This window comes from Pseudomonas sp. B21-051 (genome assembly GCF_024748795.1).
Lineage (GTDB): Bacteria > Pseudomonadota > Gammaproteobacteria > Pseudomonadales > Pseudomonadaceae > Aquipseudomonas > Aquipseudomonas putida_A.
Genome location: NZ_CP087166.1, coordinates 1956183 through 1978047, shown reverse-complemented (window position 1 = coordinate 1978047; position 21865 = coordinate 1956183). Strand labels below are relative to the sequence as shown.

Genomic DNA, 21865 nt, shown 5'->3' with positions numbered 1-21865 from the left:
TCAATACTTGATGCAGTAGAAAAGGGCCAAGTTCCTAGGCCGGGTTTCAGTGCCGCCGGCGGCGGCGACGGTGACGCCGTGGGTGTGCGCGCCGCCCCCGCCTACGCCGACGTTGTGCGCGTGGTGGCCGGCGGCATCCATTCCGATGTTGTGTGCGTGCGCGCCCGCCCAGGACGTTTCGTGTGCGCCACCCGATTGTTGTACCGAGTTGAGGCCACCAGCACCTTGGCCAATACCCGGCGAGCTGGCCGCCGAGTGATTGTGTGCGCCCTGAGCGTCAGTCCAGGTTCGGTGAACGTGGTTGCCCTGGGCGTCCGTCCAGGCGGCGTGAAGGTGGTCACCCACCGCAGCAGCAGAGGCGGTGTGCGCGTGGGAATGGATCATCATGTCCTGATAGACACCGAACGCCCGACCAGGATCGAGGCCGCGCCCGTCGTCCCAGCCGCGAGGGAACAGGCCGCGCATATCGGGCAAGTTGAACGTGGTTGTTCCGTCACCGGCGCCGTAGTGCGTACCTAACCATCCAAACAGCCGCGGATAGGCCGTGCGCGACACCGCCGCACCGTTGCATTTCAACCATCCCGGCGGGGCAGCAGTCATTGCAAACGCTGCCACCATGCCGGTCATCGAGTCGTCGACCTGCTTCTGCAGCTTGTTCAACGCTGCTGTAGACGCAATGATCTTGCTGCTGTTGGTAGCGGGATCGTCGCTGATGGCGTTGGGCACGTTTTCCAGCTCGACGTCTTCTTTTGTCGTACCACGCGCACGAAGATTCGCGTAATCGCCATTGCGCGCCGCGAAATGCTGCATAAGCGCCCCGGCGATCGGCTCCGCTGGACGAGCATCGTAGATTTCTGTCGCAGAGGCGAAATAGACGATCGGCACACAGTAGTGACGGATACCTGCCGCGTCGGTGTAATCACCCTTTTCTCCATAGACGACCTTCCACGTCGCCACCCGATCGTTCAACTGCCGTTCCAGGCACACGTCGAGGGTGATAGTTCCAACGGGAATAACACCAGTGAATGGCCAGGGCTTCGACATGAACACCCGTATGCCTTCGATGTACGCCGTGCCGGCATTCAACTGGAACCCGTTTTCACTTTTCCCGAATGCCAGCGAGTTACCGAAGAAACAGGCTCGACCGTAAATTTCACGATTGCTCAGTCGCTCGCGCTCATCGATCCCGGCCAGGCGCACGGTAAAGTCGTGCTGCCAGGTGCTGGCATCGATCTTTACGCCGGTCAGCGCCTGGGCGCCGTCGAAGGCCACCAGAAAATTGCGGGTGACGTTGTTGCCGATCTGCAGCGGCGGGATGTTCTTGCGCTTTTGCTGCAGCGGCACGTAGGACACCGCGAACAGCAGGCCGTCTTCATCTTCAAGGCCGACCCAGTTGAAGTCCCAGTCGCCAATGTCGGAACCCAGTTGAGCGCTGTATACCACCTGGTTCGGGTTCACAAAGCCGGCGTTTTCCTTGGGAATCTCGTAGGTCTGCACGATCTGCCCTGCCGGGGGCTTGCCGGCGGCACGATCCACCGGGGCCTCGGTGTTCAACCCGGGCACGTTGGCAAAGACAAATTTCGTGATGACCAGGGGCTTTTTCTGGCTTTGTTTCAGGGCGATCTGGCCTTCACCGGCCAACGTAATACTGGCGCTCACAGTGCGCTCCTACAGGCTGGCGACCAGCGTTTGCTGGTCGTCGTTGAAATCGATAAGGCTCACTTGAAGGCCCACGGGGGTGATGGTCACGAAGTCGTAGCGCCGGCACGTCCGACCGTATTGCTGGATCAGCACGCGCAGCAGTTCGGGATTGAGCGACAGCTGCGCGTTGCTAAACTTCAGCAGCACCACGTCCCAATCGCGGTCGGGCTGGCGTTCCTCGATCTCGACATAGCCGACGCCCAGACGCTCGAAAATGCGTTTCATGCCGGCGGTGCTGCCGGCGTCGACCGAGTTGATGAAGGCGAATTTCACCCGCAAGCGGAACAGCGATTCCGGCTCGCCGGTGAAGCGCGTCACGTCGCGCTGCCAGGCCCACAGTTCAAGGATGCTCAGGTGGCAGGTGTCGGGATCGATCTGCGAGTAAGGCCAGCGCAGCCAGCCAGTGACGGATTCCCACCAGGACTGTGCGGCAGCGGTCAATTTCGACAGCTCGGTGCCGGCGAGCCAGAACGGCAATTTGAGCTTTATCACTTGATGTTCACCGTCAGATTTTCCAGCCGGGGAATCGACAGGCCGCTGACGATGTCGACCACGGGCGTGAATTTCACCGCCTCGATGCCGGGAAACTGTCGGTGCAGTTCTTCGGTCAGGCGACTGGTGCTAAATCTCGATTGCGGGTAAGTCAGCGTCGGCTGGTAGTCGCGAGGCGTGCTTTCGCGAAACGCGGCGCGCACAAACAGTTCAATTTCGTGCTTGAGGTCGGCGATCTGCGCCGGCGTCTGGTTGGCGAAAGGCCAGACGTTTACCAGGATATTGACCAGCGTTTCAGGCATGACCATGGCCAGCAAGTCGTCGCCGTGGCCGTGGTTTCCCTGGTCACGGATATGCGCGTTGATTTGCTCCAGGTACGTCGCCGCCGGCACACCTGCATCAAACAGGATGTAGGCGTTAGCGCTGCCGGGGCCACGCGGGGCGCCGTGTTCGAAGTACACGCCGTCAGGGCGCACGCCGGGAAAGGCGGAAATCATGGCGCGATAGACCGCGTCAGTGTGCCACTGGTTGACCGCCGAAAACTGGTTGCGCACGCGCAGGCGCAGCTGCTCGTTGGGTTCCGGATCGGCGCCTGGTGAATCCAGCCACCCGTCTTTGTTGACCACCTGCACGATGCCAGGGATCGGCGCCGGCAGGATCGCGTAATAACCCGGCGCCAGGTTAAAACCACTGCCGGCTTTGATCGCCTCGACAGGAACGTCCAGCTGCAGCTGGCCCTGCTGGAACGTCGCCGGCGCCGTCGTGACCAGTTTGTAGACGTTGCCGTTGATCGCGGCAGACTGCACCACGATGCCCTTTTCCAGCTCCAGCACACCGTCCGGAATGGCCCGGGTAAACAGCAATTTTCCTTTCGCTTTGGTCGCGCCTTTGCGCTCGACGTTGACCGCCCAGGCGAGCGTGTCCAGCCAGGCATCGACCGCCGTTTTCACGAAGAAATTGGGCAGCACGGTCAAGCACAGGAAGTCCAACAACCACAACACTGGCTTGGTGACTAGCGCGGTCATCACCCGCCAGAACGGCGAATAACTACTGGTGTTGGCGACTTTCGCGCCCTGGGCTTCCACCTCTTTTTCCCAAGCAGCCTTCAAGCCTGCTTCGGTGGTCGGGATGCCAGTATCGGCAATCACCTTTTTGAAATCGACGCTCACAGACTTACCTCGATCGATCCGAATTTGATGGTTTTGGCGGTCACCAGGTACACGCCTGGCGCCTGCTCGGTGATGCGTGCCGTACCCGGCACCAGGCGCACGTCGTCTTCCACCAGCAGTTCCATCTGCTGGACGCAATCGCGCTGACGCAGGCGGTCGCGCTCGGCCACCAGCGTGACCAGCAGGCCGCTGTCGCGGATCATGTGCGCGATGTCCTGGGCGATGCAGGCGCGGTCATCGATCAGCCTGGGCTGGTTGGATGGATCGAGCGCCAGGTCGTTGTCGACGATCAGCAAATCCACGTATTCGCTCATCCACCCACCGCCATCGCGACCATGTTTTCCATCTCCAGCGGCGTCATCTGCTTGCCGGTGTGGATGTTCACGTTTTCCACATGCGTGCCCTTGTTCTGGCTGCTGTTGTTGTTCTGGATGCTGGTCAGCAGGCCACCCGGCGGCACTGCAGACGGGCGTGCCGGCGACAGGCTGGGAATGGCCGCATTGATGGTCTGTTGGGCTTTCTGCGCGGCGTTGGCGGTGTCTGAAGCGCTGGCAGCAGCGTCGACGCCTGGCACTTCGGGCATACCGCCGAAACGCGCCTCGATGTTCACGCCCGGGATGCTGTTCAGCAGCTCGATCACGCCGTTTACGGCTTTGGTGAAAATACCGACGATGCTGTCCCACGCGGCCTTGGCCATGCCCGACCAGCCGCCCATCGAATCGAACCAGTCGGACAGCTTCTGGAACGTCTCCGCAACGATCCGGAACGCGGCGGTATTCATCAGGGCCGTCGTCCATTCATCCCAGTAGAAGACGGCTGCAGCGATCGCCGCGACCAGGGCAACGATCCCGACCACGATCCACACCACCGGGTTGGCCAGCAGCGCCGCGTTAACCAACCAGATCGCGCCCTGCCACAGCAACATGGCGCCACGAATGACCGCCAGAACGGCGCTCAGCGTGTGAATCACCACGACGTAAGCGAGGATCGCCAGTTTCTGCAGGATGAACATCGCGACCGTGCGCAGGCCCATCGCCTGGAACAGTTTCCAGACGGTGAGCATGCCCAGCCACGTCATCCGCGCGATGCCCACCACCATGGTCAAGGCAGACATGGCGGCGACGATGCCCATGATCGACAGCGCAGTGATGCCGACCACGCGGGTGATGTTGGGGAACAGCTGCGACCAGCGCACCAGCGTTTTGCCAATGTCGACCATATTGGCCATGAACGGCGACAGCACCGGGATCAGCACCTGGCCGAACACCACGCGCATGACTTCGACCAGGGACGCCCACTGCTGCCACGGATCGACCATGGCCCGCGCCATCTGCTCGGCGTTCTCCAATCCGCGCACCTTGCCCAGCTGCTCGATGCCGTTGCGCAGCCGATCGGTATCCTTGGCCAGCGCGCCGATCACCTGGGCGCCTTCGCCGCCGAAGGCCTCCATCAGCTTGGCACCCGCCGACGCACTGGTCAGGTCACCGAACTTGCCTTGGAGCTTGTCCAGGATGGTCATCATCGGCAGCATTTTTCCCTGCTGGTCGGTGAACTTCATGCCGAGCTTTTCCGAGGCGGCGCCGATGTTCTCGAAAAACGCCTTGTAGCGTCCGCCGGCGTCGCCGCCCTCCATGGTGCTGCTCAGCGTGCCGATCACCGCCATCTGTTCAGCCAGGTCGACGCCGGACGTCGTGGCGATCGCCCCGGCTTCCTTGAAGGCGTCTTTCATGGCCGCGCCGCTGGTGCGGAACAGCTGCACCGCCAGCGCCGTCTGGCCGCCGAGCTTTTCGACCCACGCGCCCTTCCCCATCGCATCGGCTTGGGACTTCTGCAGGTTGTAGAGCGTACCGACGTATTCGCCCATCGTTTCGGCGTCGGATTTGGTGGCCTTGGCCAACAGGTTGCTGGTGTTGGTGAACGTGGCCAGTTGGTTGCCGGCAAGCCCCTTGATGGCGCCTTCGATCAGGTACGCCGACGCCACGAAGTCCTTGGCGTTCTCTCCGTAGTTCACGGCGAATTCCAGCGACTTGGCATTGAGCGCCGACAGCGCGTCCTCGGCCACGCCCAGCGAACGCACGTCGCCCAGGGCACGGTTGACCTCTAGCGCCGGTTCCATGGATTCACGAATGGCGACCACGCCTGCCGTCAGCCCGCCCAAGCCCAGGCCGATCGTCTTGATGTGCTTTTCGCTCTGGTCGGCAAGCTCGGAAAAGCCCATTTTCACCTTGCCCAGGGGCGCGGTGACCTTATCGGTCAGGCTCAGGATGAAAGCCAGGCTGGCGCTACGGTCTGCCAATGTCGTTACCCGTTCAGCGCAAGGGCGATGCCGCTAGCCACGGCAAACTCCATGCGTCTCCAGTGTTCGTCCTCCAGCCACTTGGCCGTGCCCATCGCCTCGGGCGTGGGTTCGGCACCAGGTAGCCAGCGGTTCGTCAGGGCCATCAGCTGGCCCAGGCCGTTTTCACTCAGGCGCTCAGCGTGCTCGAGCGCTTTTTTACGACCACCTCAACGTTCGGGCCGTACTCCTCGAGGAGCGCACCGGCCAGTTGCATCACCATCACCGGATTACCCAGCAGCGGTTTCAGCGTGGCTTTTTCTTCCTGCTTGACGGTGTTCATCAGCAGGTTGTGGCCCGGGGCGACCTTGTTGGTTTGGGTCAGCGCGTTGAAGTACTTGGTCACGTCCGCCGGGGTCAGGCTGAAGGTGAATTCGTTTTCGCCGACTTCCAGGGTGATTTCTGCGTTTTGTTCGTTCATTGGATGACTCACTTGTTGAGGTTGGGTAAAGGGTTGGCCTGGGGCGCCGGCGATCGCCGGCAAACGCCCATGGCGTATTGCTGCAGTCCGACGATCATTTGCCTGCTTTGGGCGAGTTGATCTCGGAGGGTGAAATAATCCTGTCGAGCGTCTGCTGCGAGTTCGGCGCGTCCTGCATCAGCCACGCGGGCGGCGCCGGCGGTGGCGGACACAGATCCGGAGGCGGGACAGGTGGCGCTGACGTACAGCCGACCAGTGCCATCATCAACAGCGCGGCGCAGGCGTTCGTTTTCATTGCGTGCATCGGTCAATTCCTTGGTGTTTCGTTGGTCGATCGCGTCCCGCTCGGCGAGCATTTCGCCGCTGATGCGCGCCGCTTCGCGCAGGCCGCTGGCCTCCGATAGCGCGCTGTCCCGCTCGCGCCTGGCTTCGTCGCGCTGGCCTTCAAGTACGTCAAAACCGATCCAGGCAACCAGGCACAGCACGACCAGGAATAAGGCTTCGCGCAGCATCAATAGCCCTCCGCACACAGCCGGGATTCGGCCAGCCGGCGGTTGTGCAGACCCGGCACAAAGCGCTTCTGGCCTTTGGCGTCAGTCACAAAGGCCCATACCGGCGTCTTCCCGTCCGGAGCCCATGCCAGGGCTTTGCAGCCCTCGGCGATGCGACCGGCGTTGATAAGCGCGACCGCTCGACTGGCGCAGGTGCTGGTCACGCCGAAGTTGTGGCCATGACTGGTGAGTGCGTCGAACGTGTTCTGGCCCACGTTTGGATTGGTGATGCACTCAGCCAGCTGCAGCTGCGTTTTGCGGATCACCAGCTGCTCCACCTCGGCGCACTTGGCGGGCGACCAGTAGTCGCCGACGACGACCGGGTACGGGCTTGTAAACCGGGTGATGCCTTTGCAAACCGTGGGCAGTCCGCCGGCGAGCTTGTCCGCGTAAACGGTGTTCTGGCCGTTGCCTTCCCAGGTGCCCAGGAAGATCACCAATGGGGTGCTGGCCAGCGCGATCGCGCCGGCCATGATCCTGCCGCGCAGGCTCATGGGAACCACACGCGCAGCAGTGCCGGCACGACCATCTGCAGCACGGCGCCAACCAACGTCAGAATCGTGAGCAAGCGCCCGACCTTGGAGCCGATCACGTTGACCGCCAGGGTCAACGCCTGCTGCCCCTTGTTCAGTTCTTTGAGCTGGCCAGTCATGTTTTCGAACTGCTGCTCAAGCTTGGTCACGCGAGTCGGCACGGTGTCGTGACGACCCTCAAACTCGTTCATGCGGTGCTCGATCACGGCGAGTTGGCGCTCCAGCGTTCCCAGACGCGAAGTTTCAGTGGTCATCGGCGTTTACCCTTCTCGACGTCCGTCTGGCACGGGACGCACCGGGTTATGCCGCCGTGCGCCTGGCGCGCCGGCGGGATTGGTTTGTCGCAGTCCTGGCAATGGGTCAGGCTTGGCCCGACCGGCACAGGCTTGCTCAGCTGAGCCTTGATCGCCTGGTCACGTTGGCGTTGCTCCAGCTCCTGGGCACGGTCGAACCAGTCCACCATTAGCGCAGCCCCTCGATCTCGGTTGCAGCCAGGTACGGCACGCCGTTGATGTGGATGAAATCCGGGCTGGTCACGTCGAACGGAACCTTGTGTTTGCTCTTCTCGCCGCCCTTCGGATCGATCGCCAGCAGGCTGGACAGCTTCACCTTGCAGCCGAAGGCTTCCACCCGCAGTTCCTCGTCTTCGCCGGCCTTGGCGAAGAACACCGCATCGAACGGTTTGAGGCCTCGGAAGCTGCCCGCTGAGCGCGCCGCGTCGATCAGCAGATTGAAGTTGGTGGTATCCAGCTCGAATTCGCCGGCAGCGGCCACGTCACCGTCCACGGTGCCGTCTGGCACGCCCCGGGTTTGGGCCACTGCCGAGTTGTCGGTGATATCCAAAGTGCAGCTTTCGACGTGCAGCGCGATATCGCCCAGGCTCACGTCAAAGTTTTTGCCGCCAATCTTCGCCATGGGGCATTACTCCGTTTGGTCAGTGGAAAGATCCAGGGCGATGTTCGCCGTGAGGTCTTTCGGGCAGTTGTGGGGTTTGAGCTTGATGTAGGCCGCGACCTTGGTTTTGGTCAGCCAAGTCAGCACCAGGTCGCCGTCCTTCGGCGGCTCGATGTCGCCGGGGAACACCTGACCCGCGAACGTGGTGGACTTGGCCATGGCGCGCAGCGGCGCCATCAACTGGTTGGTGTTGACGGCCATGCTGTTTGGGGTGTTGTTCAAGCGGCGATCGGCGACGCGGCGAATCAGCAGCGGGCGAATCTGGCGAGCGGCCTTGTCGGTGATGCGCAGGTATTCCACGACCTGAAAGTCGCTGCCGGCGGTGTCCAGCATGTTGCCGTCACCCCAGTACACGCCCGGGTAGTCGGGATAGGTCTGCGAAACCGAATAGCGCGCCCGATCCAGCTCGCTGCGCACCGCCGAGGTCAGGGGGACTTTTTCGCCATCGATCGGAACAGGGCCGAGGCCCAGCACGGCACCGGTGGCCACACGCATGGGGCTGTCAGCGATGCTCACAGAAGCGTTGGCCAAGCGCCCGGCCAGCACGCCCAGGTCATTGCCATGCAGTTGCGGCACGACCAGCACACGCGGCGCCGCCAGATTGGCCAGCAGCCCTTTGCGCTCGCTGACGTACTGCGCCCAGGTCTGTTCGGCGGTGATGCCAGGCACGGACGCCATAACGAACACACGGCGCCCGTAGGTGTTGTTCAGGGCGATCGCCGCGTCATGCATGGCCGACAATTCAGCGGCAGTGGTGACCGGGTTGGTAATCACCACGGCTTCGACGGAGTAGCCCTGTTGCTGGGCCTTTTCCAATGCGCTGGCCCAATCGCCCTCGGCGCCGATCGGAGCCGCCACGCACGCCCAGCGTTGGCCACCATTGAGCTGGGCGGCGGTGATTTGGGTTTTCAGGTCGCTTGCCGGGACGCCCAGTTGGACGTCCAGGTCGCTGTCCATGTTCAGCGGCAGGATCTGCCCGACGTTCTTGCCGGCTGGGCCGATGAAAAGAAAGTAACGCTCAATCTCGCTCACTGGCCCCTGGCCCAGATTGAGATTGTCGACGGTGACTTGACCGAGTGCCATGCAGTGCCTCGTTAGCGGGGTGAATTAAGGATTTGTTGCAACACCTGGTTAATCAGCAGATTGGTGTCGCGATCGGAGTTAACGCCGATGAACTGGCGCTTCGGCAGGGTGATTTCCCAGCTCTGCGCGCCCGAAGACTCGCTGCGCTGGTCGTCCAGGATGCGGATCAGCAAGCCCGCCTTGGCGTAGTTCACATGCTCCTGAATCCACGCCACCGACGGCCTGGTCAGGCTCTTTTTGCCAGCCTGGCGCACGCGAAAACCCAGCCGACGCAGGCGCTTGGCTTGCTTTTCGGTGGCCGCAAGTCCCGGCGGGGTCTTGTTCCAGCGGCGCATCTGCGCAGCGGTGCGGCGTTCACTGACACCGTTGTGTTGCTGGGCGGCGACCCATCGGGTCAGGGCGTTTTTCCAGCCCAGTTCCGCTTCATCAGCGGTCAGTCGAGTGACTACCATCAGCTTGGCCAGGCCGGCTTCCATCTTCTTTTTGCCCTTGCCGTCGCCCTGGCGCGGAGCGAACGCCGAGCCGTCAAGGTTCTGCTGGGCACGCTGACGTTTGCGGCTCATCGTCCGCACGCGCTTGGTCACCTGGTTCAGCAAACGCCGACGCAACTGGGGCGGCAGAGCCAGCAAGGCCAGTTGCTCACGCACGCCCAGCCGTCCGCGTACATCGAGTTCGAACGTGCTACGCCCCGCCACTGGTGGCCACCTCGCCGCGCTCAGCGACCCACAGGTCAAACGGGATGAACGCCCAAGTCTTGCCGAAGGCCTGAATCTCGCCGTCCGGGTCTTCGGAGAGATACTGCGGCTCGACGAATTCCAGCGTGACTTCCACGTCGAACAGATCGCTGTCCAGGGGCTCAACGGCGAATTCCGGCGCCGGCAGTTCGTAGTGATCGCGGTCGGCGTCGTGGGTTTCCAGCCAACTGCCCACCAAGGCCATCATGCGCGCCGGATTGGCGGCGAAACGCTCCAGGACAATCACGGCGCGATAGTGCATGTCGGCAAAGTGCATGCCGTCGGCGTCGGGCTTCCAGATCAGCGACAGCTTGACCTGCTCCGTCCAGCTGTCGAGCTGTTCAGGCTCGACCAAGCGGCGTTCCAGTAGGTAGGCGGTCAACGCCTGCAGCTTGGTCATAGCAGTGACGCCGTAATGCGGCCACGGCCCTGCAGGGCGCGCACAGCCTGCTGACTGAATGCCAGAAACGTGTCTTCACGCTCCGGCGCTTCCTTGCCGGTGTTCTCGGCGCTCTCGCGACGTGTCACGGTGGCGAACTGCTGCAGGGCGCTGGCCTTGGCGCGGCAATATACGGCGCGCTTGTACAGCTTGGCCTTGAACGCTCGTTCAGGCAGCAGCATCGGATCGGCTGTTTCCACGGCGGCAATGCCCGCCGCAAGCCAACTGGTTTTGAGCTTGGCCAGATCGGTATTGATCTCAGCCATCGCGATAAACAAGGCGTCGCTCAGCAGGTCGCTCAGGAACTCCGCCGGCAGGCGATAGCCCTTCTGGAACTCGGCCACGGAGAGGTTCGGCCAGAAACCGTCGTTCTCAATTGCCTGTTCCACAAAGGTGGTGGGTTTCCCGGAAAAGCTCATTGCTGACCGCTCGAATTAGGGCGGGGAGACTGTTTTTCGTGAGGCTGTCCATAAATGGCAGACACACGTCCACAGTTCCCCGCTGGGGGGGTAGTCGGTTATTGGGCGCCGGTGACAGCGGGTGCTTGTTTGGCGATTGCCTTGCGGCACTTCGCAATGCGCGTTTCATTGCCGGCTTTGGCGTACAGCTCAGTGGAGCGCTCCAGATGCGTAAGCGCTGTTTCCCACTGCTCGGCCTCCATAGCGCGCATACCGATCAACTTGTGGTACTTGCTCGGGATCTGCTCGATCAGATCCCATTCACCGTCGACACGCGGCAGCAGGTTGGACAGATAAGGCTCCGGGCTGCGCTGGGCGTTGTATTCGCCGTAGGCCCAGTCGATCACCGCGTCTGCAACGAAGGTCTGCACGTCGCGCCGTTTGAAGCGCTCCGGCATCTGCTGGCCCTGCTCGATCGCAAAGCCCGCCAGCACCAGACCGTCTTCGAACTGCTCGGTGTCGAACAGCCAGACCATCACCTGCACCAGGACGGGGTTCGGCATCACCAGGCCCGAGTCCATGTAGCGCTGAATGAAGTCCTGGTACTTGGGCAACAGTTCCTCACGCTTGAGCGCCTGGCGTCCGGCCAGCCCCTTGATCGCGCTCAGGCGCTCCAGGTCTTGAGCCATTGCCGCCTCCTGCAGCAGCAGATGCTTTTTCGCGTTGGCTGGGCTGCTCAGGGCTTCCGTTGGCGAATACGCCAGCGGTGCCGCTGCAGCAGCGATCACTGCAGCGGTTCCCTGAGCCAAAATGCGGCGTTTGTGGGCAAGGGCCAGGCTCACTTCACCAGCTCCACGTTCTCAGTCAGCGCGATTTTTTCCAGTTGCTCGATCACGTAGCCCTCGTTGCGGCTGTTGTAATCCTCGACGCGGGAGCGTTTCGGGTTGTCCACGGTTTGCTTGCGCCAGCTGGAGTCCTGGAAGTAAATCGACAGGTTGTCCCAGCTGGTGACCAGCACAGCGTTGACCGGGAAGAACGGCAAGCTGAAGCTCGGCAAACCGCCGTAGGTGGCGATCACCTGGGCATCTTCGATGCGCTCTTTCTCGGTCGGGGTGTCGCCCTGCTTGGCGTACAGCTTGGCTTTGTCAGCGGCCAACAGGTCGGAACCGATGATCGCCACCAGGTCGCCGGCATCGCGCAGACGCTCGTCCACCATTTGCTTGGTGTCATGCACCAGGGCGTCGAGGTTTTCGTAATCGCCCCCCGGCCCCAGGGTGACCTTGCCGGGTGTCTTGCCTTCCTTGAGTACCTGCTGCGGCGCCTGCTCGCGCAGCTGCTGCAGCCAGCCTTTGTTCACGTCCTGCAGCATTGGAAAGGCTTCGATGTCGGTCTGAGCAGCCGCTTTTTCACCATGGAAGCCGACCATGATGCGATCCAGAGCGATCTGTTTCTGCACGGCAGCCGAGTAGCGTTGATGGAAGTCCGGGAACTTGGCCCAGGCATCAATTTTCGCGTAAGGCAGGCCCACGTCCGACTCGGTCGACGACAGCTCGTAGGTGCTGTTGTCCAGCGCCGAAGCATCTTTCGCCACGCGATCGGAGGTCTTGGTGTTGGTGCGGCCAGTCACCGGGCCAGACACGCCAATAAACACCTTCTCGCCCTTGATCTCGGTCACTGGAATGACGTTGATGCGCTGCAAGAAGTCCGATTTGGCGGTGATGGCGTCGTTCAGCTCCTGGGCGATCGACGGTTCAACGGAGAACATCTTGCTGGCCAGCTCGACACCGTAGGTCTCGGCGATCGCCAGCTGCATTTCGGCGTACATCTTGGCGCCGTAGGCGCTCAGGGAACGGGCCATGTCAGAGCACCCGCACTTTGGATTTGTCGGTGGCGCCGGTGGTGCGCGGCAATTGGCGACCGGCTGGGGTGTTCTTCAGCTCGGTGAATTGCTTCTGCAGACTGGTCAGCGCGGCCAGCACAGCCTTGTTGCCGCCGCCATTGCGCTTGAATTCGCGGTCCTCTTCGGCAGTGGTGACGATCTCGTCTACTGCAGCGCTGACGTCATCGATCGGGGCCTGATCGGGTTCCGGCGCATCTTCGGCTGCAGGCTCGATGACGGCCTGAATGCCGGCAGCGACGACCAGCAGCTGGGCCAGCAGGGCTTTCAAAGCCGTTGCGGTAGCTTCATCCATTGGGGGTTTGCTCTCGGTTGGGGTTTGCGGAGTGGTTTCGGTGGGCGTGTCTTCAATGCCGAAACGCTTGAACAGGCGGGTAAACATGGCGGCCAGGCGCCCGATCTCGCCCTGCGGCTCGGTTTCGCGCAGGGGGCCGAGTTCTTGTGAGGCGGCGTAGTACGCGGCGCGACTGGTGCGATTGGAGAAGTACAGCTCTTGCGTGCCGAGGCTCGCCGGCGAATCAGTCACCGCCAGGCCCGTCAGATAGGCCTTGCCGCTGCCGGCGAAATTCGGGGTGATTTCAATGCTGCTGAACAGCTTCTGGCCCTGATCGTTGAGGTACAGAAGGCGATCGTTCGGTTTTAACTGCGCTTCCAGAGCAATGTGCCCCGGCTCCAGATCCTCACCCTCTTCCACCAGGCGCACGGCAAATACAGTGCCGTGCGAGCCTGGCCAGCGCTCGTGGTCGCACCAGATCACAGCGGTGTATTTCGCCGGTGTGTACGTCTCGGCGATGTCGCGCAGTTCCTGGGGAAGGATCTCGCGGCCATCGACGGTCGGGCCGCTGGTGGCAACACGTTTCCAGTAGGAGACAAGGGAACGGGGCATGGTCGGTGACTGCGCTCAATCGTTGAATGAGCCGCCACGATAGGGAGCCGAAATCCCCCAAACAAACGCTTTGCTTCGGCCCGATTCGTAGAAGAAAACTCTACGATCAGCGCCGCATTTCAGCCCGCGTTTCCGGCGTTTTCGCCGCATAGACTGCGGCCCATGAACTACCCGACCGAAGTCAAAGAAGCCGCAAAACGCCTCTACCTGCGCCGCTGTTCGGTGAAGGAAATCCAGGCGCATTTGAAGCTGCCCAACATCCGTATCGTCTATTACTGGATTCGCCAAGGCGGCTGGGACGAGATGCTGACGGACGAAGAACCGTTGAGCGCCGTCAACCGACGAATCACCCTGATTCTGGAGAAGATCGACCCGCTGACAAAAGCCGAACTGGATGAACTGGAGCGGCTGACAAGCCTGCTTGAGCGACTGAAAAAACTCGCGGCCAAACCTGCGCCGGCAGCGCCGTCAGATGGTCCGGACGAGCCTCGCGAACGCCAGCCAGGTCAACGTCGTGAGCGGGGCGAGAGCGGCGGCAAGAAGCGCGAAAAGAAGGCGAAGAACGACATCAGCGGCCTGACCGAAGTGGACTTTCTGGATAAGTTCATCTCGAAAATGTACGGCTACCAGAAAGAGCTGTTCGAGGCGAAACAGAACCCGCTGACCCGCCGTGTCCGGAACATCCTCAAAAGCCGTCAGGTCGGCCTGACCTATTACTTCGCCGGCGAAGCGTTCATGGACGCCGTGTTGAGCGGAGACAACCAGGTGTTTCTGTCAGCCAGCCGATCGCAGTCGGAAATTTTCCGCAGCTACATCATCCAGTTTGCCCAGCAGTGGTTCGGCATCGAGCTGACAGGTAACCCGATCACCCTGAGCAACGGCGCCGAGCTACGCTTTCTCAGCACCAACAGCAGCACCGCCCAGGGCTACCACGGCCACGTCTACGTCGACGAATACTTCTGGATTCGCGACTTCGAAAAGCTCAGCACCGTCGCCAGCGCCATGGGCACCCACAAGAAATGGCGCAAAACCTATTTCTCGACGCCCAGCGCCGTCTCGCACCAGGCGTATCCGTTCTGGTCGGGTGAAGAGTTTCGCAACAGCAAGCGCGGCAAGAAGGCCGGCGGCGTGTGGCCGAGCGAAGCGGCTTACACGCAGGGCGCGCTGTGCCCGGACGGCCAGTGGCGCAAGACGATCACCCTAGACGACGCGATCGCCGGCGGCTGCGATCTGTTCGACCTCGAGCAGCTGCAGCTGGAGTACGACGAAGACAAATTCCAACAGCTGTTCTACTGCAAGTTCATCGACAGCACACAAAGCGCGTTCAGCCTAAAGGATCTGGAGCGCTGTTATTCGGATCTGTCGTTGTGGGAGGACTACAACCCGGAGTTGGATCGTCCGTTCGGCAACAGTCCGGTCTGGTTGGGGTACGACCCGAGCCGCACCCGCGACGACGCCACCTGTGTGGTCATCGCGCCGCCGCTCGAACCTGGGGCGAAGTTCCGGATTCTGGAAAAGCACAGCTGGCGAGGCCATTCGTTCACCTACCAAGCCGCGCAGGTCAAGAAGCTGACTGAGCGCTTCAACGTGCAGCACATCGGCATCGATGTCACCGGCGTGGGCTACGGCGTGTTCGACCTGGTGCGCGACTTTTACGCCAAGGCGACCCCGATTCACTACAGCCTGGAAGCAAAAAACGCCTTGGTACTGAAAGCCCAGGACACGATCCAAGGCAGTCGCATCGAGTGGGACGCCGGCTGGACGGATATCGCCCAGGCATTCCTGACCATCAAGCGCGGCGCCACCAACAGCGGCCAGATCACCTACAGCGCATCCCGTACCGAAGCCACCGGTCATGCCGACATTGCCTGGGCGGTGATGCACGCCCTGTCCAACGAACCTTTGAACACCAACAAGCGGCGCCGTAGCCGCTACGTCACGAGTACCCATAGCAGCCATGGCCAACCGCAAACGCAGAAAGCACCACGTAGCCCAACCACAGCAACAGCCAATGCGCACGTTTACGTTCGGGGAGCCGGAGCAGGTGCTGTCCGGCAACATCGGCGAGTACGTGGGTGTGTTTCCCAGCGACGACGGCAAGATCTACAAACCGCCGGTGTCACGGGCAGGCCTGGCCAAGCTGTTGCGCGCCAACGCGCACCACGGCGCCATTCCGAAGTTCAAGCGCAACCTGTTGCTGCGTGAGTTCATCGCCTCGGCCGGCTGCAGTACGGAGACGATGGGCCGTGCCGGGCTGGACTACATGGTGTTCGGCGAAGCGTACTTCTACAACGACACCAACGCGTTCGGCCAGGTGCTGGAGCTGCAGCACCTGCCGGCGATCAACATGCGCGTGAAGGTCGACGGAGGCTTCGTGATGCTGCTGCCCGACAACAAGGAAATGGAGTTCGAGGCGCACGAAATCTCCCACGTCCTGGACTACGACGTGGAACAGAACATTTACGGGATTCCGGACTACCTGGGCGGCCTGCAGGCGTTGCTGCTGAATGAGGCCGCCACCCTCTTCCGCCGGCGCTACTACAGCAACGGCGCACACGCTGGCTACATCTTCTACACAAACGATCCCGACCTGACCGAAGAGGACGAAGACGAGCTGCGCGCCCAGATCAGCGCGAGCAAGGGCGTGGGCAACTTCCGATCGATGTTCGTCAACATCCCCAACGGCAAAGAGAACGCAATTCAGATCATTCCGGTGGGTGACTTCCAGGCGAAAGACGAGCTGGAGAAAGTGAAGAACATCACACGAAACGATGTCATCGCGGCCTGGCGGATGAACCCCGCACTGGCCGGCATCATCCCGGAAAATACCGGTGGTTTCGGCGACATCGAAAAGATCGACCGCGTGTACACCAGCAACGAGATTCGACCGATCTGTCAGTTGTTCAATCAGTTGAACGACCGGCTACGCGATGACAGGCGGTTTGGCTGGAAACCTGCTCCAGAAGCAGTGGATGTCACTGCATGAAATAGTAACCATAGCGGATGCCACTACAAAATATGGCAATATGGTGGCGATCAGCTGCCCCTGGGGAGGGACATATGCGAGTGACATGCAAGTGTGGAAACAAGGGATTAATCCGGGATAGCAAGCCGCAATCGCCAGATTTCGTGACGCTCTATTGCCAGTGCCTGGACGTCCAGTGCGGGCATACATGGGTGGCCCACTTGACGTTTTCCCACACGCTGAGTCCATCAGCGCAAACCTTCGACCGGTTGTTGTTTGATCGTCTTCGGGAAATGCCCAGGGCGAAACAGCGGGAGTTGTTCGAGCAGCTCGGGGCGCAGGCAGTTGCGTGACAGGTCAATCGCCGACACCGAAACGTCGGCGATCAAGACATCAGCTGTTGGCTGACTCTTCAGGATTGATGGCAAGAATTTCAGATAGCCGACGAAGCTGACCTTGCTCCTTTTCACTCAATGACCGGTATAGGCCAATGAGGCGGCGTTCCGCTTTGCTCAAGTTGTGCCATTCGAACTCGGCAAATCCCAAGCAAAGAGGTTCTTTTTTGATGCGATCCAACATGCTGACTACTCCATAAAGTGCATGGCTGAATCGGCATTGACGGGATGAGGACCGACTTTAAAACGTAGGGGCGACCAATGTCGTACAAGCTTTTGTTGCGAGTTAATTCTTCTGACGGGCAGCGTCATCGGCCATCGCCTGAAGAAAACGACGTATCGCTTCCTGGTCAAATGACGTGATGCTTCTGTACTGGGTAATCAATTCTTCTTCTGCCGCTGACAACATTTGACCGATCGGCGTCGACCGCCGCCCAGTCAAAATGTAAGCCGCGTCAGCTCCCTGCTCTTCAAGCGCGCTTACGTATCGAAGGTCGAGTGAACTCGCCCCCAATTCATAGTTTTTTTGCGTCCCCCGACTGACGCCTAAACGCACTCCAAACTCTGTTTGATTTAGCCCTAGGCGCTCGCGCTCTTCCCGCAGGCGTTCACCTACTCGATCAGCAATGATCATTTTTTTATTCACCACCATTGACTTGATCATTTTTTTGACCAAGAATCACCACAGACAAACACAAGTAAACACAACTGAACAGAGTGCGCACTATGCCCGCCACCGTTACACCCGAGCAAGCCCGAGAGGCGTTGGATCGAAAAGGAATGAGCATCGCGGAATTCAGCCGCAAGCATGGCTTGAACAAAAATTTAGTCAGCGACCTTTTGAACGGAAGGATCAAAGGTCGCCGGGGGGAGGCACATCGCGCCGCCGTATTACTTGGCATCAAAGACGGCGTAATCGAACAGTAACGGTACGGACCTACAGAGAACAGTAGAAGATGAAAAGCCCCGTTCTAGAGACGCGCAAAGAAGCGATGCGCGAGATCATTCGCAGCTTTCCCGAGGGACGCGAAGGTGCTGCCGCTCGCTTGGGAATGAAGGTCAAAAAGTTCGACAACCACGCCTACGAGAATGCCGGCTGCAGTCCACTGACGGATGTTCAGGTTTACATGCTGGAGCAAGCCAGCGGCACCCACCACTTTCCGAACTACGTTGCGCAGATGTATGGCGGCTTGTTTGTAGCCGTCGCCGACCCGGAGAAGCTGGACAACGTCGAACTGTATGCGCGGTCGGTGCAGGTATCGGCAAAGCGCGGTTGCGTTGACCAAGCGATCGCCCAGGCATTGGAAGACGGTTCTATCAGCATGGAAGAAGCCGAACACATCCTTGCCGCACACAACCTCCACATGGCCGCACGGCACGCCGAAGTGCTGGCCGCTATCGACTTGTACCGTGCCAAACCGGGGAAAAGCCAATGAACAATCTGCCGGCCGTACAGGAATATCAGGACATGCTCAAAACCGCGGCCTTTGCTTTTCTTGAGCGTCATCAGTGCGAACATCTGGGCGACGACCAGCAACTGTTCAAACGCGCTGTTCAGCACCTTGTGACGGATTACAACGCCACAATGCAGCACGCCGAACGGTTGGTGCATCTGGCCAACAGTGAAATGGCAGCGGTCGGCGATCGGCAGCGACTGGATGTCATCAACAGCACATCAACGCACACCGTGATTTTCGATACCGCCACCGGCAACGCCTGGGCAATCCCAGTCAGCCTGATCTACGAACGCATCCTCATTGCTCCCGATAACGGGCGCTTTCGCATCACCGCTTCCTAACACCTAACCAACAAATCCCCGATCCCCATTGCCGTGGGTTTGGGTGAGCTGCGCCCGAAATTGAGGTTTGACGATGGAAAACGCCCTGAACATCAACGCAAAACTGACGCCTGTAGAGGCTCAAGCGCTCTTGGCCAACCTGCGCGAGCAGTACCGTCTCAGCTTCAACGAACTCTGGTACGCAGACCAGTTCCGCCTGATTCCCGATGGTCTGCGCCACGGGTCAATTCTCGCCAACTGCCCCGTGATGGCTGCTCAGAAACACCTGATCGGCGCCCTCTCCCTCTGCCTCAAGAAAGCGAAGTAACCATGAAAGAGCAACTGCGCAGCGACGTGATCGAACGCCTGAAAACCGATTACGGGCTCAAGCAACGGGCAAATGCTGACTACATGCGCGGCGGCACCTGCCCCAAGTGCCGCCAGAAAACGCTGTACACCCGTTTTGATGCTCCGTGGTTGGTGATCTGCGGCAGACCTGAAAAATGCGCGCACACCCTGCACGTGAAGGAGCTGTACGAAGACCTGTTCGAAGACTGGAGCAAGCGTGCGCCGGCCACCGACCAACACCCCAATGCCACCGCCCGCGCCTACCTTGAGTTTGCCCGGGGCTTTCGCATCGAATTGATTCAAGGCTGGTTCACTCAGGAAAGCTTTTACTCCCCGGACCACAACGCCGGCAGCGCCACCGTGCGCTTTGCACTGGCAAAAGGCGGCTGGTGGGAACGCCTGATCGATCGGCCGCACCGCTTCGGCAAGATGAAAGCCCGGTTCAAATCCAAGGACAGCTATCGCGGCGTCTGGTGGTGCCCGCCGTGCGTCGACCTGCTGGAAGCGAAAGAAGTCTGGATTGTCGAGGGCATCTTTGACGCGATCGCCCTGGTGCACAACGACATCGTCGCGGTGTCGGCCATGTCCTCGAATGCCTTCCCTGAAGAATCACTGCGAGCCCTGGCCCGTGACCGCGACGGCAAGTTGCCCAAGCTGGTCTGGGCGCTCGACAACGAGTCGGGCGCCCACGCCTACACCAAACGCTGGGCGAAGCAGGCGCGAGCGCTGGGGTTCGTCTGTGAGGCGGCGCAGATCCCTCTGCGTGACGGCCGCAAGACCGACTGGAACGATCTGCATCAGCGCTGGAGTTTCATCGAAGACGAGAGCCAACGCGCCGACCAGATCGCGGCTGATCTGAAACAGGCGCGTCACCTGGGCGCCCTGCTGCTTGCCGAAAGCGCGGCCGAAAAAGCGTTGCTGATATACGACTGGAACAAGCGTGGTGAATTCCACTTGGGCTTCGGCAGTCGCCTGTACTGGTTCAAGTTGGACATGGAGAAATTCAACCGGGCGATGCAGGACATCGAGGACAGCGAGAACCACGACGACCAGTTGCTCAACCAAGCACAACAACGCGAGAAAGCGCTGCAGCAATCGGGCAGCGTGGTCGAGATTGCCAACTGCTACCCGCAAGCCCTGTATTTCCAGCGCAATGAAGTGACGGACGAGTCCTGGTATTACCTGCGCGTCGATTTCCCGCACGACTCCGAAAGCGTGAAGAACACCTTCACCAGCGGGCAGTTGTCAGCGGCCAGTGAATTCAAAAAACGCCTGCTCGGGATGGCCGCCGGCGCCATGTATACCGGCAGCGGTCAGCAGCTGGACAAGCTGATGAAGGACCAACTGTTCGGCATCAAAACCGTGTCGACGATCGACTACGTGGGCTACAGCAAGGAATACGGCTGCTACGTCTACGGCGACCTGGCGATCAAGGACGGCACGACCTACAAGGTCAACAGCGAGGACTATTTCGAGTTCGGCAAGCTGCGTCTGAAGACGCTGCAAAAAGGTGTCCCAATCAAACTACAGCGAGATGGCAAGGACTTCAATGAAGCCTGGCTGCCGCTGCTGTGGACCTGCTTCGGTGCCCAGGGCCTGGTGGCACTGGTGTTCTTTTTCGGCTCGCTCTTCTGTGAGCAGATCCGCAGCCGCTACCAGTCGTTTCCCTTTCTGGAGGCCACGGGCGAGGCTGGCGCCGGCAAGACCACCCTCCTCAATCTGCTGTGGAAACTGCTCGGCCGTGAAGGCTACGAAGGCTTCGACCCAATGAAGTCGACGAAAGCTGGTCGCTCGCGGTTGATGGGCCAGGTATCGGGCATGCCGGTGGTGTTCCTTGAAGCCGATCGGCACGGCGATGATCGATCGCACGCCAAGACCTTCGAATGGGACGAGCTGAAAGACTTCTACGGCGGCGGCACGCTGGCCACCAAAGGCGTGAAGACCGCCGGCAACGAAACCTACGAGCCACCATTTCGCGGCACGATCGCCATCAGCCAGAACGCGGCCGTGGTCGCTCATGAGGCGATCATGACCCGGATCGTCAAGCTGCATTTCATCCGGCCGACAGTGACACCGCAAAGCCGCGCTGCAGCGGACAAGCTGAACGCCTTGGACGGCGGCACGCTGAGCCACTTCCTGATTCGGGCCGTCGGTAAGGAATCAGCTGTGCTCGAGCTGTTCGCCCAACGCGTGCCCGAACACGAAGCCAGGTTGCGCCGCCTGCACACCCACTGCTTTGCCTGCGGTACGGAGTATCCCAACGAACAAGGCAACTGCAGCAGCTGTGGATACGACTTGCGTGGGTACATCCGCGTCGAGCGGATCAGCAAGAACCATGCGCAGCTGCTGTCACTGCTCGATGCCCTGCGCCTGGTCCTGAAACTGGACGAACCCCAGGTTGCCGCCACTCAGCGCCAGATCGTGCGCATGGCCATCGAGCGCCAGGCTTCGATCAGCTCCGACCATCCGGCGGTGGCCGAGTTTTGGGAGGTGTACGACTACCTGCAATCGCTCAGCGAAGACCCGGTGGTCGACCACAGCAGCGACCCGAACGTCATCGCGATCAACCTCAACGAATTCAGCGAACGCGCCGCCGAACACAAACAGAAGCTGGCCGACGTGGCGACCCTGCGCGACCTGCTCAAAGAATCCCGCTCGCACAAATTTCTCGATGCCAACAAGGCCGTGCACAGCGCGGTACGTGCGGCGCTGAACGCCAAAACCCCACTGGCGCCGGGCCGTCCGACGACGGTCAAGTGCTGGATCTTCAAAGCGTAAAAGGAGGCT

At 60.8% G+C, this 21865-nt stretch carries 29 protein-coding genes; 8 read left to right on the top strand and 21 right to left on the bottom strand.

All coding sequences use genetic code 11. The features are described from left to right. From LOY52_RS09075 to LOY52_RS08990, 19 genes are all read right to left on the bottom strand, one after another. Positions 1-1659: a phage tail protein gene (locus tag LOY52_RS09075; protein WP_258679131.1), complete on the bottom strand. Its 1659-nt coding sequence runs from the start codon at positions 1657-1659 to the stop codon at positions 1-3. A gap of 9 nt (positions 1660-1668) precedes the next feature. Continuing rightward, positions 1669-2193 (bottom strand): phage tail protein, encoded by a 525-nt coding sequence (locus LOY52_RS09070; protein ID WP_258679129.1) that lies wholly within the window; start codon positions 2191-2193, stop codon positions 1669-1671. Then, a complete protein-coding gene (locus LOY52_RS09065; RefSeq protein ID WP_258679127.1) occupies positions 2190-3362 on the bottom strand; it encodes a baseplate J/gp47 family protein in 1173 nt (390 codons plus the stop codon). The genes LOY52_RS09070 and LOY52_RS09065 overlap by 4 nt, the downstream gene beginning before the upstream one ends. Beyond that, positions 3359-3676 (bottom strand): DUF2590 family protein, encoded by a 318-nt coding sequence (locus LOY52_RS09060; RefSeq protein ID WP_258679126.1) that lies wholly within the window; start codon positions 3674-3676, stop codon positions 3359-3361. The genes LOY52_RS09065 and LOY52_RS09060 overlap by 4 nt, the downstream gene beginning before the upstream one ends. After that, entirely contained in the window at positions 3673-5658 is a 1986-nt protein-coding gene (locus tag LOY52_RS09055; RefSeq protein WP_258679125.1) for a phage tail tape measure protein, read from the bottom strand. Before LOY52_RS09055 ends, LOY52_RS09060 begins: the two co-directional genes overlap by 4 nt. A 5-nt stretch (positions 5659-5663) precedes the next feature. Next, a complete protein-coding gene (locus LOY52_RS27400) occupies positions 5664-5804 on the bottom strand; it encodes a DUF6890 family protein (RefSeq protein ID WP_047293149.1) in 141 nt (46 codons plus the stop codon). Between the two features lie 23 nt (positions 5805-5827). Beyond that, positions 5828-6118: a putative phage tail assembly chaperone gene (locus LOY52_RS09050; RefSeq protein ID WP_258679124.1), complete on the bottom strand. Its 291-nt coding sequence runs from the start codon at positions 6116-6118 to the stop codon at positions 5828-5830. 8 nt (positions 6119-6126) lie between these two features. After that, positions 6127-6630 (bottom strand): lysis protein, encoded by a 504-nt coding sequence (locus LOY52_RS09045; RefSeq protein ID WP_258679123.1) that lies wholly within the window; start codon positions 6628-6630, stop codon positions 6127-6129. Next, positions 6630-7163: a lysozyme gene (locus tag LOY52_RS09040; RefSeq protein WP_258679122.1), complete on the bottom strand. Its 534-nt coding sequence runs from the start codon at positions 7161-7163 to the stop codon at positions 6630-6632. Before LOY52_RS09040 ends, LOY52_RS09045 begins: the two co-directional genes overlap by 1 nt. After that, a complete protein-coding gene (locus LOY52_RS09035) occupies positions 7160-7456 on the bottom strand; it encodes a hypothetical protein (RefSeq protein WP_025111125.1) in 297 nt (98 codons plus the stop codon). Before LOY52_RS09035 ends, LOY52_RS09040 begins: the two co-directional genes overlap by 4 nt. Continuing rightward, the gene (locus tag LOY52_RS09030; protein WP_258679121.1) at positions 7453-7665 is read right to left on the bottom strand and encodes a TraR/DksA C4-type zinc finger protein; all 213 of its coding nucleotides are present in this window, start codon (positions 7663-7665) and stop codon (positions 7453-7455) included. Before LOY52_RS09030 ends, LOY52_RS09035 begins: the two co-directional genes overlap by 4 nt. After that, complete coding sequence (locus tag LOY52_RS09025; protein ID WP_025111123.1) at positions 7665-8117, bottom strand: phage protein; 453 nt, start codon at positions 8115-8117, stop codon at positions 7665-7667. The genes LOY52_RS09030 and LOY52_RS09025 overlap by 1 nt, the downstream gene beginning before the upstream one ends. 6 nt (positions 8118-8123) lie before the next feature. After that, positions 8124-9239, bottom strand: coding sequence for a DUF2586 domain-containing protein (locus LOY52_RS09020; protein ID WP_258679120.1), 1116 nt, complete (start codon positions 9237-9239; stop codon positions 8124-8126). Between the two features lie 11 nt (positions 9240-9250). Beyond that, a complete protein-coding gene (locus tag LOY52_RS09015) occupies positions 9251-9934 on the bottom strand; it encodes a virion morphogenesis protein (RefSeq protein ID WP_258679119.1) in 684 nt (227 codons plus the stop codon). Continuing rightward, positions 9921-10373 carry a phage tail protein gene (locus LOY52_RS09010; RefSeq protein WP_258679118.1) on the bottom strand — a complete coding sequence of 151 codons (453 nt, stop codon included), beginning with the start codon at positions 10371-10373 and terminating at the stop codon, positions 9921-9923. Before LOY52_RS09010 ends, LOY52_RS09015 begins: the two co-directional genes overlap by 14 nt. Continuing rightward, complete coding sequence (locus LOY52_RS09005; protein ID WP_258679117.1) at positions 10370-10831, bottom strand: head completion/stabilization protein; 462 nt, start codon at positions 10829-10831, stop codon at positions 10370-10372. Before LOY52_RS09005 ends, LOY52_RS09010 begins: the two co-directional genes overlap by 4 nt. A gap of 98 nt (positions 10832-10929) precedes the next feature. Then, on the bottom strand, positions 10930-11652 hold the full coding sequence (gpM, locus tag LOY52_RS09000; protein WP_258679116.1) for a phage terminase small subunit: 723 nt from the start codon (positions 11650-11652) through the stop codon (positions 10930-10932). Then, the gene (locus tag LOY52_RS08995; protein WP_258679115.1) at positions 11649-12668 is read right to left on the bottom strand and encodes a phage major capsid protein, P2 family; all 1020 of its coding nucleotides are present in this window, start codon (positions 12666-12668) and stop codon (positions 11649-11651) included. The genes gpM and LOY52_RS08995 overlap by 4 nt, the downstream gene beginning before the upstream one ends. A 1-nt stretch (position 12669) precedes the next feature. Then, positions 12670-13593, bottom strand: coding sequence for a GPO family capsid scaffolding protein (locus tag LOY52_RS08990; RefSeq protein WP_258679114.1), 924 nt, complete (start codon positions 13591-13593; stop codon positions 12670-12672). Between the two features lie 162 nt (positions 13594-13755). Here LOY52_RS08990 and LOY52_RS08985 point away from each other — a divergent pair, with 162 nt between their 5' ends. The 3 genes from LOY52_RS08985 (at position 13756) to LOY52_RS08975 (ending at position 16911) form a co-directional block, all read left to right on the top strand. Further along, the gene (locus LOY52_RS08985; protein ID WP_258679113.1) at positions 13756-15798 is read left to right on the top strand and encodes a terminase large subunit domain-containing protein; all 2043 of its coding nucleotides are present in this window, start codon (positions 13756-13758) and stop codon (positions 15796-15798) included. After that, a complete protein-coding gene (locus tag LOY52_RS08980; RefSeq protein WP_226500483.1) occupies positions 15710-16579 on the top strand; it encodes a phage portal protein in 870 nt (289 codons plus the stop codon). Before LOY52_RS08985 ends, LOY52_RS08980 begins: the two co-directional genes overlap by 89 nt. Positions 16580-16653: 74 nt before the next feature. Next, entirely contained in the window at positions 16654-16911 is a 258-nt protein-coding gene (locus LOY52_RS08975; protein WP_081794887.1) for an ogr/Delta-like zinc finger family protein, read from the top strand. A 40-nt stretch (positions 16912-16951) separates the two neighbouring features. On the opposite strand, the gene LOY52_RS08970 is transcribed toward LOY52_RS08975, so the two are convergent. Both LOY52_RS08970 and LOY52_RS08965 read right to left on the bottom strand, forming a co-directional pair. After that, a complete protein-coding gene (locus LOY52_RS08970; protein ID WP_025111113.1) occupies positions 16952-17137 on the bottom strand; it encodes a hypothetical protein in 186 nt (61 codons plus the stop codon). A gap of 102 nt (positions 17138-17239) precedes the next feature. Further along, a complete protein-coding gene (locus tag LOY52_RS08965) occupies positions 17240-17587 on the bottom strand; it encodes a helix-turn-helix domain-containing protein (protein ID WP_258679840.1) in 348 nt (115 codons plus the stop codon). A gap of 92 nt (positions 17588-17679) precedes the next feature. Between LOY52_RS08965 and LOY52_RS08960 the strand changes: the two genes are divergently transcribed. From LOY52_RS08960 to LOY52_RS08940, 5 genes are all read left to right on the top strand, one after another. Beyond that, positions 17680-17880 (top strand): DNA-binding protein, encoded by a 201-nt coding sequence (locus tag LOY52_RS08960; protein ID WP_258679112.1) that lies wholly within the window; start codon positions 17680-17682, stop codon positions 17878-17880. Positions 17881-17909: 29 nt separating this feature from the next. After that, positions 17910-18389, top strand: a complete 480-nt coding sequence (locus LOY52_RS08955) for a YmfL family putative regulatory protein (protein ID WP_258679111.1) — start codon at positions 17910-17912, stop codon at positions 18387-18389. Next, positions 18386-18751 carry a hypothetical protein gene (locus LOY52_RS08950; RefSeq protein WP_226500354.1) on the top strand — a complete coding sequence of 122 codons (366 nt, stop codon included), beginning with the start codon at positions 18386-18388 and terminating at the stop codon, positions 18749-18751. Before LOY52_RS08955 ends, LOY52_RS08950 begins: the two co-directional genes overlap by 4 nt. A gap of 73 nt (positions 18752-18824) precedes the next feature. After that, the gene (locus tag LOY52_RS08945; protein WP_086794757.1) at positions 18825-19058 is read left to right on the top strand and encodes a hypothetical protein; all 234 of its coding nucleotides are present in this window, start codon (positions 18825-18827) and stop codon (positions 19056-19058) included. A gap of 2 nt (positions 19059-19060) precedes the next feature. Further along, on the top strand, positions 19061-21856 hold the full coding sequence (locus tag LOY52_RS08940) for a toprim domain-containing protein (RefSeq protein ID WP_258679110.1): 2796 nt from the start codon (positions 19061-19063) through the stop codon (positions 21854-21856). Positions 21857-21865: the final 9 nt, after the last annotated feature.

What these genes read in the sequence shown, in the direction of transcription:
- LOY52_RS27400 (WP_047293149.1), bottom strand. Translation starts at nt 5,804, where the DNA reads ATGGCCCTGACGAACCGCTGGCTACCTGGTGCCGAACCCACGCCCGAG.
- LOY52_RS08970 (WP_025111113.1), bottom strand. Translation starts at nt 17,137, where the DNA reads ATGTTGGATCGCATCAAAAAAGAACCTCTTTGCTTGGGATTTGCCGAG.
- LOY52_RS08950 (WP_226500354.1), top strand. Translation starts at nt 18,386, where the DNA reads ATGAACAATCTGCCGGCCGTACAGGAATATCAGGACATGCTCAAAACC.
- LOY52_RS09010 (WP_258679118.1), bottom strand. Translation starts at nt 10,373, where the DNA reads ATGACCAAGCTGCAGGCGTTGACCGCCTACCTACTGGAACGCCGCTTG.
- LOY52_RS09035 (WP_025111125.1), bottom strand. Translation starts at nt 7,456, where the DNA reads ATGACCACTGAAACTTCGCGTCTGGGAACGCTGGAGCGCCAACTCGCC.
- LOY52_RS08975 (WP_081794887.1), top strand. Translation starts at nt 16,654, where the DNA reads ATGCGAGTGACATGCAAGTGTGGAAACAAGGGATTAATCCGGGATAGC.
- LOY52_RS09030 (WP_258679121.1), bottom strand. Translation starts at nt 7,665, where the DNA reads ATGGTGGACTGGTTCGACCGTGCCCAGGAGCTGGAGCAACGCCAACGT.
- LOY52_RS08990 (WP_258679114.1), bottom strand. Translation starts at nt 13,593, where the DNA reads ATGCCCCGTTCCCTTGTCTCCTACTGGAAACGTGTTGCCACCAGCGGC.
- LOY52_RS08985 (WP_258679113.1), top strand. Translation starts at nt 13,756, where the DNA reads ATGAACTACCCGACCGAAGTCAAAGAAGCCGCAAAACGCCTCTACCTG.
- LOY52_RS09060 (WP_258679126.1), bottom strand. Translation starts at nt 3,676, where the DNA reads ATGAGCGAATACGTGGATTTGCTGATCGTCGACAACGACCTGGCGCTC.
- LOY52_RS09020 (WP_258679120.1), bottom strand. Translation starts at nt 9,239, where the DNA reads ATGGCACTCGGTCAAGTCACCGTCGACAATCTCAATCTGGGCCAGGGG.
- LOY52_RS08960 (WP_258679112.1), top strand. Translation starts at nt 17,680, where the DNA reads ATGCCCGCCACCGTTACACCCGAGCAAGCCCGAGAGGCGTTGGATCGA.
- LOY52_RS08965 (WP_258679840.1), bottom strand. Translation starts at nt 17,587, where the DNA reads ATGATCATTGCTGATCGAGTAGGTGAACGCCTGCGGGAAGAGCGCGAG.
- LOY52_RS08945 (WP_086794757.1), top strand. Translation starts at nt 18,825, where the DNA reads ATGGAAAACGCCCTGAACATCAACGCAAAACTGACGCCTGTAGAGGCT.
- LOY52_RS09025 (WP_025111123.1), bottom strand. Translation starts at nt 8,117, where the DNA reads ATGGCGAAGATTGGCGGCAAAAACTTTGACGTGAGCCTGGGCGATATC.
- LOY52_RS09005 (WP_258679117.1), bottom strand. Translation starts at nt 10,831, where the DNA reads ATGAGCTTTTCCGGGAAACCCACCACCTTTGTGGAACAGGCAATTGAG.
- LOY52_RS08940 (WP_258679110.1), top strand. Translation starts at nt 19,061, where the DNA reads ATGAAAGAGCAACTGCGCAGCGACGTGATCGAACGCCTGAAAACCGAT.
- LOY52_RS09040 (WP_258679122.1), bottom strand. Translation starts at nt 7,163, where the DNA reads ATGAGCCTGCGCGGCAGGATCATGGCCGGCGCGATCGCGCTGGCCAGC.
- LOY52_RS08955 (WP_258679111.1), top strand. Translation starts at nt 17,910, where the DNA reads ATGAAAAGCCCCGTTCTAGAGACGCGCAAAGAAGCGATGCGCGAGATC.
- LOY52_RS09050 (WP_258679124.1), bottom strand. Translation starts at nt 6,118, where the DNA reads ATGAACGAACAAAACGCAGAAATCACCCTGGAAGTCGGCGAAAACGAA.
- LOY52_RS09045 (WP_258679123.1), bottom strand. Translation starts at nt 6,630, where the DNA reads ATGCTGCGCGAAGCCTTATTCCTGGTCGTGCTGTGCCTGGTTGCCTGG.
- LOY52_RS08995 (WP_258679115.1), bottom strand. Translation starts at nt 12,668, where the DNA reads ATGGCCCGTTCCCTGAGCGCCTACGGCGCCAAGATGTACGCCGAAATG.